General features: G+C 66.2%; 10 protein-coding genes and 3 tRNA genes. 4 read left to right on the top strand and 9 right to left on the bottom strand.

Annotation, left to right across the window (positions count from 1 at the left end):
- Window positions 1-66: 66 nt before the first annotated feature.
- Window positions 67-1,065, top strand: a complete 999-nt coding sequence (locus IV501_RS15505; protein WP_200557332.1) for a LacI family DNA-binding transcriptional regulator — start codon at window positions 67-69, stop codon at window positions 1,063-1,065.
- 202 nt (window positions 1,066-1,267) lie between these two features.
- Here the strand turns inward: IV501_RS15505 and IV501_RS15500 are convergent.
- From IV501_RS15500 to IV501_RS15490, 3 genes are all read right to left on the bottom strand, one after another.
- Window positions 1,268-1,341: transfer RNA gene (locus tag IV501_RS15500), tRNA-Met, on the bottom strand.
- A gap of 29 nt (window positions 1,342-1,370) precedes the next feature.
- Window positions 1,371-1,442, bottom strand: a tRNA-Thr gene (locus IV501_RS15495).
- A 250-nt stretch (window positions 1,443-1,692) separates the two neighbouring features.
- A complete protein-coding gene (locus IV501_RS15490) occupies window positions 1,693-3,570 on the bottom strand; it encodes a glycoside hydrolase family 13 protein (RefSeq protein WP_200557230.1) in 1,878 nt (625 codons plus the stop codon).
- 123 nt (window positions 3,571-3,693) lie between these two features.
- On the opposite strand from IV501_RS15490, the gene IV501_RS15485 reads away from it, so the two are divergent.
- Window positions 3,694-5,370, top strand: coding sequence for a glycoside hydrolase family 13 protein (locus tag IV501_RS15485; RefSeq protein WP_200557229.1), 1,677 nt, complete (start codon window positions 3,694-3,696; stop codon window positions 5,368-5,370).
- A 60-nt stretch (window positions 5,371-5,430) separates the two neighbouring features.
- Here the strand turns inward: IV501_RS15485 and IV501_RS15480 are convergent, their stop codons facing one another.
- From IV501_RS15480 to IV501_RS15460, 5 genes are all read right to left on the bottom strand, one after another.
- On the bottom strand, window positions 5,431-6,264 hold the full coding sequence (locus tag IV501_RS15480; protein WP_200557228.1) for a M23 family metallopeptidase: 834 nt from the start codon (window positions 6,262-6,264) through the stop codon (window positions 5,431-5,433).
- Between the two features lie 230 nt (window positions 6,265-6,494).
- Complete coding sequence (locus IV501_RS15475; RefSeq protein WP_200557227.1) at window positions 6,495-7,562, bottom strand: peptidoglycan DD-metalloendopeptidase family protein; 1,068 nt, start codon at window positions 7,560-7,562, stop codon at window positions 6,495-6,497.
- 384 nt (window positions 7,563-7,946) lie between these two features.
- Window positions 7,947-8,774 carry an inositol monophosphatase family protein gene (locus IV501_RS15470; RefSeq protein WP_200557226.1) on the bottom strand — a complete coding sequence of 276 codons (828 nt, stop codon included), beginning with the start codon at window positions 8,772-8,774 and terminating at the stop codon, window positions 7,947-7,949.
- 79 nt (window positions 8,775-8,853) lie between these two features.
- Window positions 8,854-8,938: transfer RNA gene (locus IV501_RS15465), tRNA-Tyr, on the bottom strand.
- Between the two features lie 84 nt (window positions 8,939-9,022).
- Window positions 9,023-9,787 (bottom strand): lytic transglycosylase domain-containing protein, encoded by a 765-nt coding sequence (locus tag IV501_RS15460; RefSeq protein ID WP_200557225.1) that lies wholly within the window; start codon window positions 9,785-9,787, stop codon window positions 9,023-9,025.
- A 42-nt stretch (window positions 9,788-9,829) separates the two neighbouring features.
- Here IV501_RS15460 and IV501_RS15455 point away from each other — a divergent pair, with 42 nt between their 5' ends.
- Both IV501_RS15455 and cls read left to right on the top strand, forming a co-directional pair.
- Window positions 9,830-10,318 carry a YajQ family cyclic di-GMP-binding protein gene (locus tag IV501_RS15455; protein WP_200557224.1) on the top strand — a complete coding sequence of 163 codons (489 nt, stop codon included), beginning with the start codon at window positions 9,830-9,832 and terminating at the stop codon, window positions 10,316-10,318.
- 28 nt (window positions 10,319-10,346) lie between these two features.
- Window positions 10,347-11,810: a cardiolipin synthase gene (gene cls / locus IV501_RS15450; RefSeq protein ID WP_200557223.1), complete on the top strand. Its 1,464-nt coding sequence runs from the start codon at window positions 10,347-10,349 to the stop codon at window positions 11,808-11,810.
- 56 nt (window positions 11,811-11,866) lie between these two features.
- Here cls and IV501_RS15445 read toward each other — a convergent pair whose 3' ends face one another.
- Complete coding sequence (locus tag IV501_RS15445) at window positions 11,867-13,213, bottom strand: FAD-dependent oxidoreductase (protein WP_200557222.1); 1,347 nt, start codon at window positions 13,211-13,213, stop codon at window positions 11,867-11,869.
- Between the last annotated feature and the right edge of the window lie 24 nt (window positions 13,214-13,237).

Here is a 13,237-nt window from a genome sequence, read left to right as displayed (position 1 = left end):
GTTTTAGTAATGTGACACAGGTGTCAATTGACCGATAGCAACTCAACGTCATCGCGCCGCTCGACGATGCGAGATGTAGCCCGTCTCGCGGGCGTGGGCACCAAAACGGTTTCTCGTGTGATAAACGCCGAGCCGAACGTATCCGCCGCGACCCTGGCTCGTGTGAACGATGCAATTGCTCACTTAAACTACGAACCGGACATCCATGCCGGAAGCCTTCGTCGTCGGGGTGGCGTCACCCGCACGATAGGGCTTCTCGTCGGTAGCGTCGCGAACCCGTTCGCGGGTTCTATCCATCGCGCCGTCGAAGACCGGGCAATCGAGAGGGGCTTCGCGGTATTCGCGTCGAGCCTCGATGAGGATCCGTCGCGCGAGCGCAATGCTGTGTCGGCTTTCATTCGTCGCCGGGTAGACGGGGTCATCCTGACGCGCGCCAGCTCAAGCCAGGCGTATCTGCTCCCCGAGATTGAGCGTGGGCTGCCGATGGTCTTCGTCGACCGACCGGCAGCGGGTATAGACACGGACTCCGTTTTATCGGACAACGTCGAGGGCGCGGCCCTCGCGACACGCCACCTAATCGACCGGGGGCATCAGCGAATCGCATTTCTCGGAGACCGGGCTGACATTTGGACCGCGGGACAGCGGCGCGAGGGTTTCTTGCGGGAGATCGGCCAGGCGGGCATCAGTACGCGGGAAACGGCCATCGTAGAGAATCTCGAGGATGAGACGACGGCAAGCGAGGCGGTGCTAGCCCTGCTGCGGCGGGAGCAGCCCCCGACAGCGATCTTCAGCAGTCAGAACCTGATCACCATCGGCGCTATCCGGGCTCTTCGCGTCCTCGAGTTACAGCGCCGAGTCGCCTTGGTCGGCTTCGACGATCTGCCGATGGCAGATCTTTTGGAGCCCGGCATCTCGGTCGTGAGCCAGAACCCGTCCGGGATTGGAGACGCCGCCGCACGCCAGCTGTTCGCTCGACTCGATGGTGATCGCGGGCCGATTCGCAAGATCGTCGTGCCCACACAGTTCATCGCCCGCGGTTCGGGAGAGATTCTTCCCCCCGCCTGAACGGACGCGTCATCGAAAGCAGGGGCTTCGATGCGATCGGAGCCCCGCGGTTCGCAGCTACCGACGCATCGCTTTCGTCTTCGAGTTCACGCCCACTTTCAGCGAATATCACCCCGGCGAAAGCTTCGTCTTTGGCCGGATTGATATCGAGCCTGAGCTTGGGAGCGACCGGACAACTCATGAGCCCGGCACGCAAAGAATGTAGCGAGGGCGGGACTCGAACCCGCGACACCACGATTATGAGCCGTGTGCTCTAACCACCTGAGCTACCCCGCCGGGACGCATCCGGCGAACCGGGATACGAGAGCCCCCTGTGGGAATCGGACCCACTACCTCTTCCTTACCAAGGAAGTGCTCTACCAATGAGCTAAGGGGGCAAAATCAGCACGCAAGTTTCCCCGCGGCCATTTTGGCACCGTTAGAGAATAGCATCTGCCGAGGGGTCATCCCGACGTCGGCGGCCACACGCTCGTCAGGTGCACGTTCGAGTGGTTATTCGCGCGTCAGAACCACCCGAACATGCAACTCGGATGGGTGAGCGATAACTTGCGGTTGAGTTGCGCGTTTTGGCTGTTCTCACGCGCTCAGAACAGCCAAAACATGCAACTCACGAGGGTGTGGGGCAGGTCACGCGGGCGGGTCGAGCGCGAGGATCGTCCCCGGGTCGGCGAAGTCAGGCAGCGATACCCCCGGCAGCGCGAAGGCTCCGAACGCCGGGCCGGAGGTCGACAGGTGCAGGCGGCCGGCGGATGTCGAGGCCGTCACAGATCCATAGAGCGTCGCGGGGCTCCCGGCCACGGCATCCGTCGCCAGCGTCACCTCGACGGCGGCACGCGCCGCGACCACCAGCACCGACTCCTCCGCGGCCTCGCGTACGAAGACCAGCACGTCCTCCCCCACGTGCAGCCAGCGGACGCCGCCCCCGTTCAGTGCCGGATGCCCGGTGCGGAGGTGAATGAGCTCGGTGTACTCCGTGATGGTCTCGGCCGCGGCATCCGTCTGCCCCCAGGGAATCGGGGTGCGCGAGTGTTCGCCATCGACGCCGGTGAGCCCGAACTCGTCGCCGGCGAAGACGACGGGGATGCCGGGCAGCGTGACCGCGAGTCCGAAGGCGACCGGAACGGTGCCGGGCAGCGCGTGGGTGCGGAAGCGCGGCGTATCGTGCGTGTCGAGCGCATTCATGTTGTGCAGCCGCACCCGCCACGGGAAGGCGGCGGTGAAGCGCTCGTGCGCCTGGTAGAACTCTTGGCCCGTGTAGGTCGGCACGCGGCCGAGCGCCATGCCGATGCCGCCGGGCGCTGGGCTGCCCGGCTCCGACAGCCAGGCCCAGAGGGGACGGGTGAAGTTGGCGTAGGTCATCGCGCCGTGCCAGGAGTCGCCGTCGAAGTCGGGCGCCGCATCGTTGGTCGACTCCCCCAACAAGATCGTGTCGGGGTTCGCGTCGACCATCGTGTCGCGGATTATCCGCCGCACCTGCTGATTGAGGTCCTGCTCCTGGTAGCGACCGGTCATGTTCGACACGTCGACCCGCCAACCGTCGAGCGAGAACGGCGGGCGCAGCCACCGCGACACCACCGAGTCGTGGCCGTGGATGAAGCGCCTGCGCAGCTCGTACGAGTTCCAGTTGAACTTCGGCAGGCTCGGCACCCCGAGCCAGGACACGTAGTGCGCCTGCTCGGCGTCGAGCCAGTAGTAGAACTCGCTCTCCGGCGCTCCAGGGCTCAGATGGGATGCCCGAAACCATTCGTGCGCGTCCCCGCTGTGGTTGGAGGTGAGGTCTCCGATCACGCGCAGGCCGCGCTCGTGCGCCGCCTCGACCAGGCTCACCAGCGCCTCGTTGCCGCCGAGCAGCGGGTCTACCTCGTCGAACGAGAGAGCGTCGTACCTGTGGTTCGACTGCGCGGGAAACACGGGCGTCAGGTAGATCATCGTGACGCCGAGCGAGATCAGGTGATCGAGGTGCTCCTCGATGCCGAGCAGGTCGCCGCCGTAGAACTGCCGCGGGGTGTCTGCCCCGATGTAGATCACGTCGTCGGTCCATTTCGCCGGCGTCGCCCACTCCGGCAGCTCACGCGCGTCGGCCGCGGCAGAGCGGGCGAAGCGGTCCGGGAAGATCTGGTACATCACGGTGGAGGTCGCCCACTCCGGCGGTGCCGCCCAGGTGACCAGACGAAAGTCTTCGACATCCACCGTCTCGATGGAATGCAGGCCGGTCGCGTTCAGCCAGAGCGACTTCCCGCCCTCGAGCGTCAGCAGAAACCGGTAGCGGTGCACCGGATTCTCGATCTCGATCTCCGCCTCCCACCAGTCCCAGCCGTCTGCGATCGCGACCTTGGTGGCGACCTGAAACCGCGGTTCATGGTCGGGGTTGGAGCGGGTGTGCACGGTCGCGACCGGTCCGAAGTCCGAGGGGATGCGCACACGCACCCTCACGCGATCGCCCAGGGCCGGGGCGGCCTCGGACACGTAGAGGGGCGAGCCGTCGTGGTGCGGGGCCAGGGACATCCGCGAGTCTCCTTGTCGTCGGGAAGCTCGCGGACATCCGCGTCCAGAGCGGTTAGATCGTAGCCCGCATGCGGGCGTGCAACCGCTGTCATTCTCGCGCGGGTCATGCCATAGGGTTTTCTAATGGCTACAGGCAGCGAGTGGTGGCGTTCCGCCGTCATCTACCAGATCTACCCCCGCTCATTTTCCGACGCTCTGAACGACGATGGCATCGGCGACCTCCCGGGGATCACCACCCGGCTGCCCGCCTTGAAGGAACTGGGGGTGGATGCCGTCTGGCTGTCCCCCTTCTTCTCCAGCCCGCAGAAGGACGCCGGCTACGACGTCTCTGACTACTGCGACGTCGACCCGCTGTTCGGAACACTCGATGACTTCGACATCTTCGAGCGGAAGGCGCATGAGCTCGGCCTGAAGGTCATCGTCGACCTCGTGCCCAATCACACCTCCAACCAGCACCACTGGTTCCAGGCCGCGCTGGCCTCGCCCGTGGGCAGCGTCGAGCGTGGACACTACATGTTCCGCGACGGCAAGGGCGCCGGCGGCGACCTGCCACCGAACAACTGGGAGTCGGTCTTCGGGGGTCCGGCCTGGACCCGCGTGATCGAGCCAGACGGCACGCCCGGCCAGTGGTACCTTCACCTGTTCGACAGCTCGCAGCCAGACCTCGACTGGACCGACCCGTGGGTGCGCGAGCAATTCCGTGGGATCCTGCGGTTCTGGCTCGACCGCGGCGTCGACGGCTTCCGAGTGGATGTCGCGCACGGCCTCATGAAGGCGCCCGGGCTGCCCGACTACACGCCGCCCGCCGACGGCGGAAGCATGGGCGGAGCCGGAATGCCGCTCGACCTCATCGTCGACGAGAACGACCCCGTCACCGCGCCGTACTGGGCGCAAGACAGCGTGCACGAGATCTACCGCGATTGGCACCACGTGCTCGAGGAGTACCCGGGCGACCGCGTGCTGTGCGCCGAGGCCTGGGTGGAGCCGCTGCGAAAGCTGGCCCGCTGGGTGCGGCCGGACGAGATGCAGCAGGCCTTCAACTTCTCCTACCTGGAGACGCCCTGGAACGGCCCGGCCATCCGCCAGGTCGTCGATACCTCGATCGACGCCTTCGCCAGCGTGGGCGCCCCGAGCACCTGGGTTCTGTCGAACCACGACGTCGTGCGGCATGCGACCCGTCTGTCACTCACCGCAGAGAACCCGCAGGGGCACGGCCTCGGCGCGCGCTCGGTGGGCATCCCCGATCGCGCCTTCGGCCTGCGCCGGGCCCGCGCCGCAACGGCCCTCATGCTGGCCCTGCCCGGCAGCGCCTACGTCTATCAGGGCGAGGAGCTCGGCCTCCCCGAGGTCATCGAGCTTCCCGACCACTCGCGGCAGGATCCGACCTGGCGCCGCACCGCGGGCGAGCGCTACGGCCGCGACGGGTGTCGCGTGCCGATCCCCTGGGAGTCCGCGGCGCCCTCCTACGGGTTCAGCACCGGAGCGAACAGCTGGTTGCCACAGCCAGCAGACTGGGCCGAATACGCCCGGGACCGCCAGAGGGATGTCCCCGGCTCGACCCTCGAGATGTACAAGCTGGCGCTCCGCCTCCGTCGCGAACACGACCTCGGTTTTGGAACGCTCGAGTGGCTCGAGGGATACCCGGATGACGTGGTCGCGTTCCGCAGCAATGGGGTCTCAGTGATCGCCAATGCTGGCACCGCGCCGGTGGCGTTGCCCGCTGGCATCCGTCTGCTGGAGTCGGAGTCGTTCGACGGCGACCAGCTGCCCGCCGACGTCACCGTCTGGCTGCGACCGTAAGAGCGGTGCCTGAGCTTGTCGAAAGGCACCCTTGGACAAGCTCAGGGGCCGCGACGGAGACTAGTTCGCGTTGGCCTTCAGCCAGGCGTACGGGTCTATCGGAGTGCCGTCGAGGTGGATCTCGAGGTGCAGGTGCGCGCCGGTCGAGGCTCCTGTGCTGCCGACCTGGCCGAGGATCGTTCCCACGGTGACGGCCTGACCGGGTGAGACACGCACGGAGCCCGAGAGCATGTGCGCGTAACCGCTGACGATGTGCTGGCCGTTGATGACGTGGTCGATCCAGACGCTGTTGCCGTAGCTGTCGCCGGAGCCGACCTTCGCTACGACGCCGTCGGCGATGGCCTGAATCTCGACGCCGCTACCCGGCGTGAAGTCGAGGCCCTCGTGGAAAGTGGTGCAGTAGCCACAGTTCGACACCTGGCGGGCCCCGAATCCGCTGGCGATCGGCACGGTGACCGGGAACGGCCACTGGATCGTGCCGTTCGGGTCGTTCGTATACGAACCACCGGCGATTCCGACGGCAGCGCGGCTCGCCGCCAGAACGGGGACGATCTTCGGCTTCGGCAACTCGACGGTGTACGAGTCGCGTGCGGCGGTCGCGGGAACGACAGCGTCGGCGACATCCATCTCCTGCACGGGAGCAGCAACGGCGCGCTGCTCGACCTGCAACGCCGAGTTATCGGCGGTGAAGACGGCACTCGCGGGGATGGAGGTCGAGACCATCAGACCGCCGACGAACAGCATCGCTGCCACGGGCACCAGCTTCGCGAACAGGCCGCGCACCGACGGACGACGACGGGGAGCAGCGGATGTCGCAGCGTGCTGGAGACGCGCCTCGCGTCTGGAGAGTTGTGCCTGCTCGTCTGGGCCGGAACCTATGTCTGCGCGCCCCACCGTCTACCGCGCTCCGGCGGACGGGAAAAGCCGCGGGGTGCACGCAGCGTCACAGGCGTAATCGGACATGACGGGTGCTCCTCAGGCGATCGGCCACCCTTAAGGGAAGGGGGCCTTTATTCTTCGGCGATCTGCGCGGCTACCGGCGTGGGCCAGGTAACAGATTCATAAAGGCTAGCGACCATCGAGCGGAATAGCTACTTTCGCATGGAAACGTCCAGGCGCGGACGTCAGTTCGCGTTGGCCTTCAGCCAGGCGAACGGATCGACGGGAACGCCGTTCACGTGCACCTCGAGGTGCAGGTGTGCGCCGGTCGAATGCCCCGTACTTCCGGTCTCTCCGACGATGTCGGTGACCTTCACGGCCTGCCCGACAACGACGCGAACGGAGCCCGTGATCATGTGCCCGTAGACGCTTTCGATCTTCTGCCCGTTGATGGTGTGTTCGATGGTGACGTGGTTGCCGAGCGGTGAGCTGGGCTGCAGGTCGACCTCGGTGACGACGCCATCGGCGATCGCCCCAACCGGTGCGCCAAGGCCCGGGTCGAAGTCGACGCCGAGGTGGAAGGTGGAACAGAAGCCACAGCCGATGACGTGACGCGGGCCGAAGCCGGTGGCGATCGGCACCTGCACCGGGAACGGCCACTGGATCGTGCCGTTCGGGTCGTTGGTGTACGACCAGTCGGTCGAGCTGCTGGTGCGGAAACGGTCGGTAGAGGTCTGCACCGTGTAGTTGTCGCGGGTCGGTGCCTCGTCGGCGACGGCCTTGGCATCGACGGTCGCCATCTTCTGCACGCCGGCGGTGGATGTCACGGAGGTCTGCTCGAGATCTGCAGAGCTCGTCATGAACGCATTGGCCGGAAGCGACGTCGCGACGAGCAGCCCGAGGGCGCCGAGCGCGGCACTGACGCTGATGATCTTGGGGACGACCCGGCGCAGGCGGGGGCGCTGGGCCGTGCGCGTTGAGGTTCGGCCGGCTGGTCGGGCAACGGCGCGAGCCGGGCGGGCGGATGACTGCGCCCTCCGCGACGACGCGGGCGCGGCCACGGGCTGCACAGGCTCGGTCACGAGGGGCGCGGCGCGCTCAGCGGAACGGGGAACGGCGGGAGCTGCGGCGTTCAGCGCGGCCATACGGGCCGCGCGGCGGCTCAGCGGCTGCTCGGGAGCGACAGAAGCAGTGCCCGCGACAGGCGTCTGGGCGACAGGCTCGGTCGCGGGCGCGGTGAGCACGGCGAGGATGTCTGTCGCCGTAGACACGGTATCTGGCACGGTCTCGACGCTGACCGAATCCTGCGCCATGACTGGCTCCGGAACCGGACGCGAGGCCCGGACGATCTTGGGCGCTGACGGTGCTGCTGCCGACTGTGCAGCTGCCGCTTGGTGCAACGAACGACGGGTCGGCAGCGGCGCCGGGGCACCAGCCGTGTTGTAGTTCGAATCCAGATTCCAGTCGAAGGCCATGGCTACTTCACTCCGATCGGGGTCGTCTGGCGCAGAGCGCAGGCGAGCGATGAAGCAAAAATCACAGGGTTCCTTCGTGGACGGCGAGCAGTGAATCCCAACCGTCCGACAGTGGAACATCGGTGAGGATCAGCGTGAGTCTTTATAACGAACTCATAAAGGCTAAGTCAGATGACCCACTTCGGCAAACCCAGATTATGGCTTTGTATGAAATTGCCAGCCTCAGGCGCCGTTGCGGAGGAGGGCGCTCTCGAGCTGCGCGGCGACCGAGGGCTCGCCCGCGAGCAGGAATTCCGAGGTGGGTGGCGCGCCGCGCAGCCCCGTGACAACGGCGCCGGCTTCGGTGGCGATGAGCGCCCCGGCAGCCTGGTCCCACGGGTTCAGCAATCGCTCGTAGTACGCGTTGAGGCGCCCGCTCGCCACCGCACAGAGGTCGAGCGCTGCCGACCCCATGCGCCGGATATCCCGCACCTCGCCGATCAGTCCCGCGATCACCGCCGCCTGCTCCAGCCGAACGGCAGCACGGTATGAGAAACCTGTGCCGACGAGTGCCTGGGAGAGCTCGACCGGAGCGGCCACGCTCAGCCGCTGTTCGCCGAGGTACGCGCCGCCACCGGCCGTCGCCGTATAGATTTCGCCGCTTGCCGGGTTGAGCACGACTCCGGCGAGCGCCGTCCAGGTCGCGGGGTCAGGGTCGCCGGCCACTACGGCGATGCTCACCGCGTACTGCGGAAACCCGTACAGAAAGTTGACGGTGCCGTCGATCGGGTCGACCACCCAGGTCAGTCCGCTCGTGCCCTGCTCCGCCCCACTCTCCTCGCCGAAGAAGCCGTCGTCGGGGCGCTGCTCCCGCAGCCGTGCTCGAATGAGCGCCTCAGTCTCACGGTCGGCCGCCGTCACGATGTCTTCGACGGATGATTTGCTCGCGGCCACCTCGACACCCTCAGCCCGGCGCGCGCTCGCCAACTCTCCGGCCTCCAGGGCGATCGCGAGTGCGATGGCCAGCAGCTCGTCGGGCTCTGCCGAGTCGGTGCGGGGGTGTGCGGTCATCCTGTGCTCCTGACGACGATGTCGCTTTCGAACGCTGCGTTAACGAACGAGGGCCCGGTGCGTGACCGAGCCCTCGTTGTGGTGGCAAGTGAGGGATTCGAACCCCCGAATGCGTAGCAGTCTGATTTACAGTCAGATCCCTTTGGCCGCTTGGGTAACTTGCCATCTGCCGCACGATCGACGGAGCAACCCCGCGAACGCGCGGTTTCAAGGATACAGGTTTCGCGGGCCAGATTTGAACGCCAGGATCAGCGGGAATCCCGCGCGTAGCCGACGGAGTAGCGGATGACGTCGGCGAGATACTGCTCCGAGCCGTTGTAGGCGAGCACGGCGGCCCGCCATCCGCTCTCCGTGCTGAGGTCGCCGCCCGCGCGGCAGAGATAGTGCGCGGCCGCCAGCGTGGCGTCATCGATGTTCTGCGGGCTCTCGACGCCGTCGGCGCCGCCGTCGACATGCCAGTTGCGCCAGGCCTCCGGGATGAGCTGCATGGGCCCGACCGCCCTATCACCCTCGGCGTCGCCGTCGATTGCCCCGCCGTCGGAATCGGGCACGTGCGCGGTGCCGACACCGTCGAGGCTGACCCCGAAGATCGCGGGCACAGCGTCGCCGTTCGCGGTGATGGAGCCACCGAAGATGGTGCCGTGACGTGACTCGATCTCGCCGACGCCGGCGAGGGTGTTCCAGCCGATGCCGCAGCGCGGATTCGCCTGCGCGATGTTCAGCGCCGCCCCTGCGTACGCGGCAAGCGCACGGCGCGGGATGCCAGTGGCCGTCGCCGTGTCGGCAAGCCAGGTCGGGTCGGCCAGCCCGGCGATCCCCGGCCCGGTCGGGGTGGCCGCGGCGGTCACGGGAGCCGCGGTGGCGTAACGTTCTGCGGGATGCTGCGGGCCCGCGACATCCGTTATCCGCTGCCACGTATCGGTCGGCAGCGCGAGATAGACGATCACGGCCACGATGGCCAGGCCGAGCGCTGACGCCACGACGATGAGGATGACCCGGCCGGCTTTTCGCATGGTTCCCCCATCATGCCTGGCCGCCCCCCTTAAACTGCTCGCATGGCTGATCCAACCTTTGACATCGTGAGCAAGGTCGACAAGATGGAGGCCGACAACGCGCTCCACCAGGCGCAGAAGGAGATCGCTCAGCGATACGACTTCAAGAATGTCGGCGCGGAGGTCGACTGGAGCGGCGAAAAACTGCTGCTCAAGGCGTCTTCTGAAGACCGCGTGAAGGCGGTGCTCGAGGTGCTCGAGGCCAAATTCATCAAGCGTGGTATCAGTCTGCGCAGCCTCGACGCCGGTGAGCCATTCGCCTCCGGCAAGGAGTACCGCATCGAGATCGCCCTGAAGAACGGCATCTCGTCAGAAGACGCGAAGAAGATCTCCAAGATCATCCGCGACGAGGGGCCAAAGAGCGTGAAGTCGCAGATTCAGGGCGACGAGCTGCGGGTCACCTCGAAGAGCCGCGACGACCTGCAGGCGACCATGACGCTGCTCAAGGGCGCCGACATCGATGTGGACCTGCAGTTCGTCAACTTCCGATGAACAGCGCGGGCCGGGGGCGGGCTAGCGCGTGAGCAGCGAAGGGTTCGACGCGACCTACGCGATCGTGGTGCTCGTCGTCGACATCCTCATCCGGGTGGTCGCGGTGATCTACGTGCCGCAGAACCGCAAGCCGCAGACGGCTACCGCGTGGCTGCTCGCCATCTTCCTGATCCCATACGCCGGCATCATCCTGTTTCTGCTGATCGGCAGCAGCAAGCTGCCCAAGAGGCGGCGCGAGAAGCAGCGGGAGATCAACGCCTACATTCTCGAGACCACCGAGGGGATGGATCGGGTCACCCACGACGCGACCTTCCCGAGCTGGCTGCAGCCCATCGTCGAACTCAACCGCACTCTCGGCTCGATGCCGCTCGTCGGGGGCAACACGGCCAAGTTCTACACCGAATACGAGGAGTCGCTCGCGGCGATGACCGAGGCGATCGGCACCGCCGAACGCTACGTACACGTCGAGTTCTACCTGGTCTCCTGGGATGCGACCACCGCCCCGTTCTTCGACGCGATGGAGGCGGCCGTGCGGCGCGGGGTCACGGTGCGGGTGCTGCTCGACCACATCGCCTCCGTTCGCTCGCCGCACTACCGCCGCACGATCAAGAAACTCACCGCGATCGGCGCCCAGTGGCGGCTGATGCTCCCGGTGCAGCCGCTCAAGGGCAAGTACCAGCGTCCCGACCTGCGCAATCACCGCAAGCTCGTCGTGATCGACGGTGAGGAGGCCTTCACGGGGTCGCAGAACCTCGTCGATTCCAGCTACAACAAGCGCGCCAACATCCGTCGCGGTCTGCACTGGAAAGACCTCATGGTGCGCTTCGAGGGACCGATCGTCGCCGGCATCAACGCGCTCTTCGTCACCGACTGGTACAGCGAGACTAACGAACTGCTGCTCCGCGAGACGCCGACGAGGGCCCGGCCGAAGCTGCCCCATGCCCTGGATGCCCAGGTCGTGCCGAGCGGGCCAGGATTCGACCTGGAAAACAACCTACGTCTGTTCGATTCGCTGCTGTACAGCGCGCAGCGCAAGGTGATCATCACGAGTCCATACTTCGTGCCAGACGATTCGATGCTCTACGCCATCACGAACGCCGCCTATCGCGGGCTCGACGTTCAGCTGTTCGCCTCGGAGATCGCCGACCAGGCGGTCGTGTATCACGCGCAGCGCAGCTATTACGAGGCTCTGCTGCGCGCGGGCGTGCGGATTTGGCTGTTCCGTTCGCCGACGCTGCTGCACGCCAAGCACTTCACCATCGACGACGATGTGGCAGTCGTGGGGTCGAGCAACATGGACATGCGCTCGTTCAGCCTCGACTTCGAGATCTCGATCATGCTGCACGGACGTGACGCGGTGAACCGCCTGCGCGAGATCGAAGAGAGCTACCGGCAGAACAGCACCGAGGTCACCCTCGACGAATGGCTCACGCGGCCGCTGCGCTCGAAGGTGCTCGACAACACCGCGCGGCTGACCGCCGCGGTGCAGTAGCAGACCGGGGTCTCGATACGCGTCCTCGTTCCTCGGGCGCTACTCGACCGACGAGGTCAGGCGTTCGAGATCTCGACCATGTCGTCGCGGGGAACTACCTTGATGCGGGTGCGCTCGGCTGCGGCTCCCAGAGCGAGCTCGTGCTCGTCCAGCTTGTGCCATCCGTCGAGTGTCGTGAACTCGATGCCGCGACTCTCGAGCAGAGCCACGATGGCCGCCTCGTCGGGTTCGGCGGGACTCCACCAGCTGGCCTCGTCGTTGATGACGTGCTTGATAGTCTCCATCGCATCGCTCTTGGTGTGACCGATCAGGCCTACCGGGCCGCGCTTGATCCACCCGGTGGCATAGACGCCGTGCACCTGCTCACCGGAGTCGCTCAGCACCTGGCCCTCGCGGTTGGGGATGACGCCGCGCTTCTCATCGAACGGGATGCCGTCCAGCGGCGAACCGAAATATCCGACCGCGCGATAGAAGGCCTGGATCGGGATCTCGCGGATCTCCCCGGTGCCGACGACGCCGCCCTCCCCGTCGGGAACGGTGCGCTCGTAGCGGATGGCCTCCACGGCATCCGTTCCGACCAATTCCACCGGGTTGGCGAAGAAGTGGAAGTGCAGGCGGCGAGAGGCCGTGCCGGTCTCGCGGGCGCGCCACTGATTCAGCACCTTGTCGATGACGAAAACCTGCTTGTTGCTGGCGACAGCCGCCTTGGACGCCTCGTCGTAATCGAAGTCCTCGTCGTAGAGCACCATGTCGACATCGCGCAGTTCGCCGAGTTCCCGAAGTTCGAGCGGAGAGAACTTGACCTGGGCTGGCCCGCGGCGACCGAAGACGTGCACGTCGGTAACCGGCGAATGCTTGAGGCCCTCGAACACGTTGTCGGGGATCTCGGTCGGCAGCAGATCTTCAGCGTGCTTGGCGAGGATGCGCGCCACGTCGAGCGCCACATTGCCGTTGCCGAGCACACCGACCTCGGCCGCATCGAGCGGCCAGGTGCGCGCGACATCCGGGTGCCCGTCGTACCAGCTGACGAAGTCGGCGGCGCCGTAGCTGCCCTCAAGGTCGATACCAGGAATCATCAGGGGCGCATCACGAATCGCCCCGGTGGAGAAGATGACGGCGTTGTAGTGCTTCTTCAGATCGGCGAGGGTGATGTCGCGACCGAAGTCGACGTTGCCGAACAAGCGGATGTGGCCGGAGTCGAGAACATCCCGCAGCGCCGTGATGATTCCCTTGATACGCGGGTGATCGGGCGCGACGCCATACCGCACGAGGCCATACGGTGCCGGCAGCTGCTCGAACAGGTCGATCGACACGTCGAAGTGCTTCTCGGTCTTGGTGAGGATGTCCGCGGCATAGATTCCGGCGGGACCGGCGCCGACGATGGCGAGTCTGAGTTTGGTCATGGTGGTCCTTCGTAGCGGAGGCCG

Origin of the sequence: Lacisediminihabitans changchengi, from assembly GCF_016634425.1 — a bacterium.
GTDB classification, from domain to species: domain Bacteria; phylum Actinomycetota; class Actinomycetes; order Actinomycetales; family Microbacteriaceae; genus Lacisediminihabitans; species Lacisediminihabitans changchengi.
Note: the sequence above shows the minus strand (reverse complement) of the source record. Positions and strands in the feature narration are given on the sequence as shown.

Coding starts and splice junctions, on each gene's coding strand:
- IV501_RS15505 (WP_200557332.1), top strand. CDS start 67: ATGCGAGATGTAGCCCGTCTCGCGGGCGTGGGCACCAAAACGGTTTCT.
- IV501_RS15490 (WP_200557230.1), bottom strand. CDS start 3,570: ATGTCCCTGGCCCCGCACCACGACGGCTCGCCCCTCTACGTGTCCGAG.
- IV501_RS15485 (WP_200557229.1), top strand. CDS start 3,694: ATGGCTACAGGCAGCGAGTGGTGGCGTTCCGCCGTCATCTACCAGATC.
- IV501_RS15475 (WP_200557227.1), bottom strand. CDS start 7,562: ATGGCGCAGGATTCGGTCAGCGTCGAGACCGTGCCAGATACCGTGTCT.
- IV501_RS15470 (WP_200557226.1), bottom strand. CDS start 8,774: ATGACCGCACACCCCCGCACCGACTCGGCAGAGCCCGACGAGCTGCTG.
- IV501_RS15460 (WP_200557225.1), bottom strand. CDS start 9,787: ATGCGAAAAGCCGGCCGGGTCATCCTCATCGTCGTGGCGTCAGCGCTC.
- IV501_RS15455 (WP_200557224.1), top strand. CDS start 9,830: ATGGCTGATCCAACCTTTGACATCGTGAGCAAGGTCGACAAGATGGAG.
- IV501_RS15445 (WP_200557222.1), bottom strand. CDS start 13,213: ATGACCAAACTCAGACTCGCCATCGTCGGCGCCGGTCCCGCCGGAATC.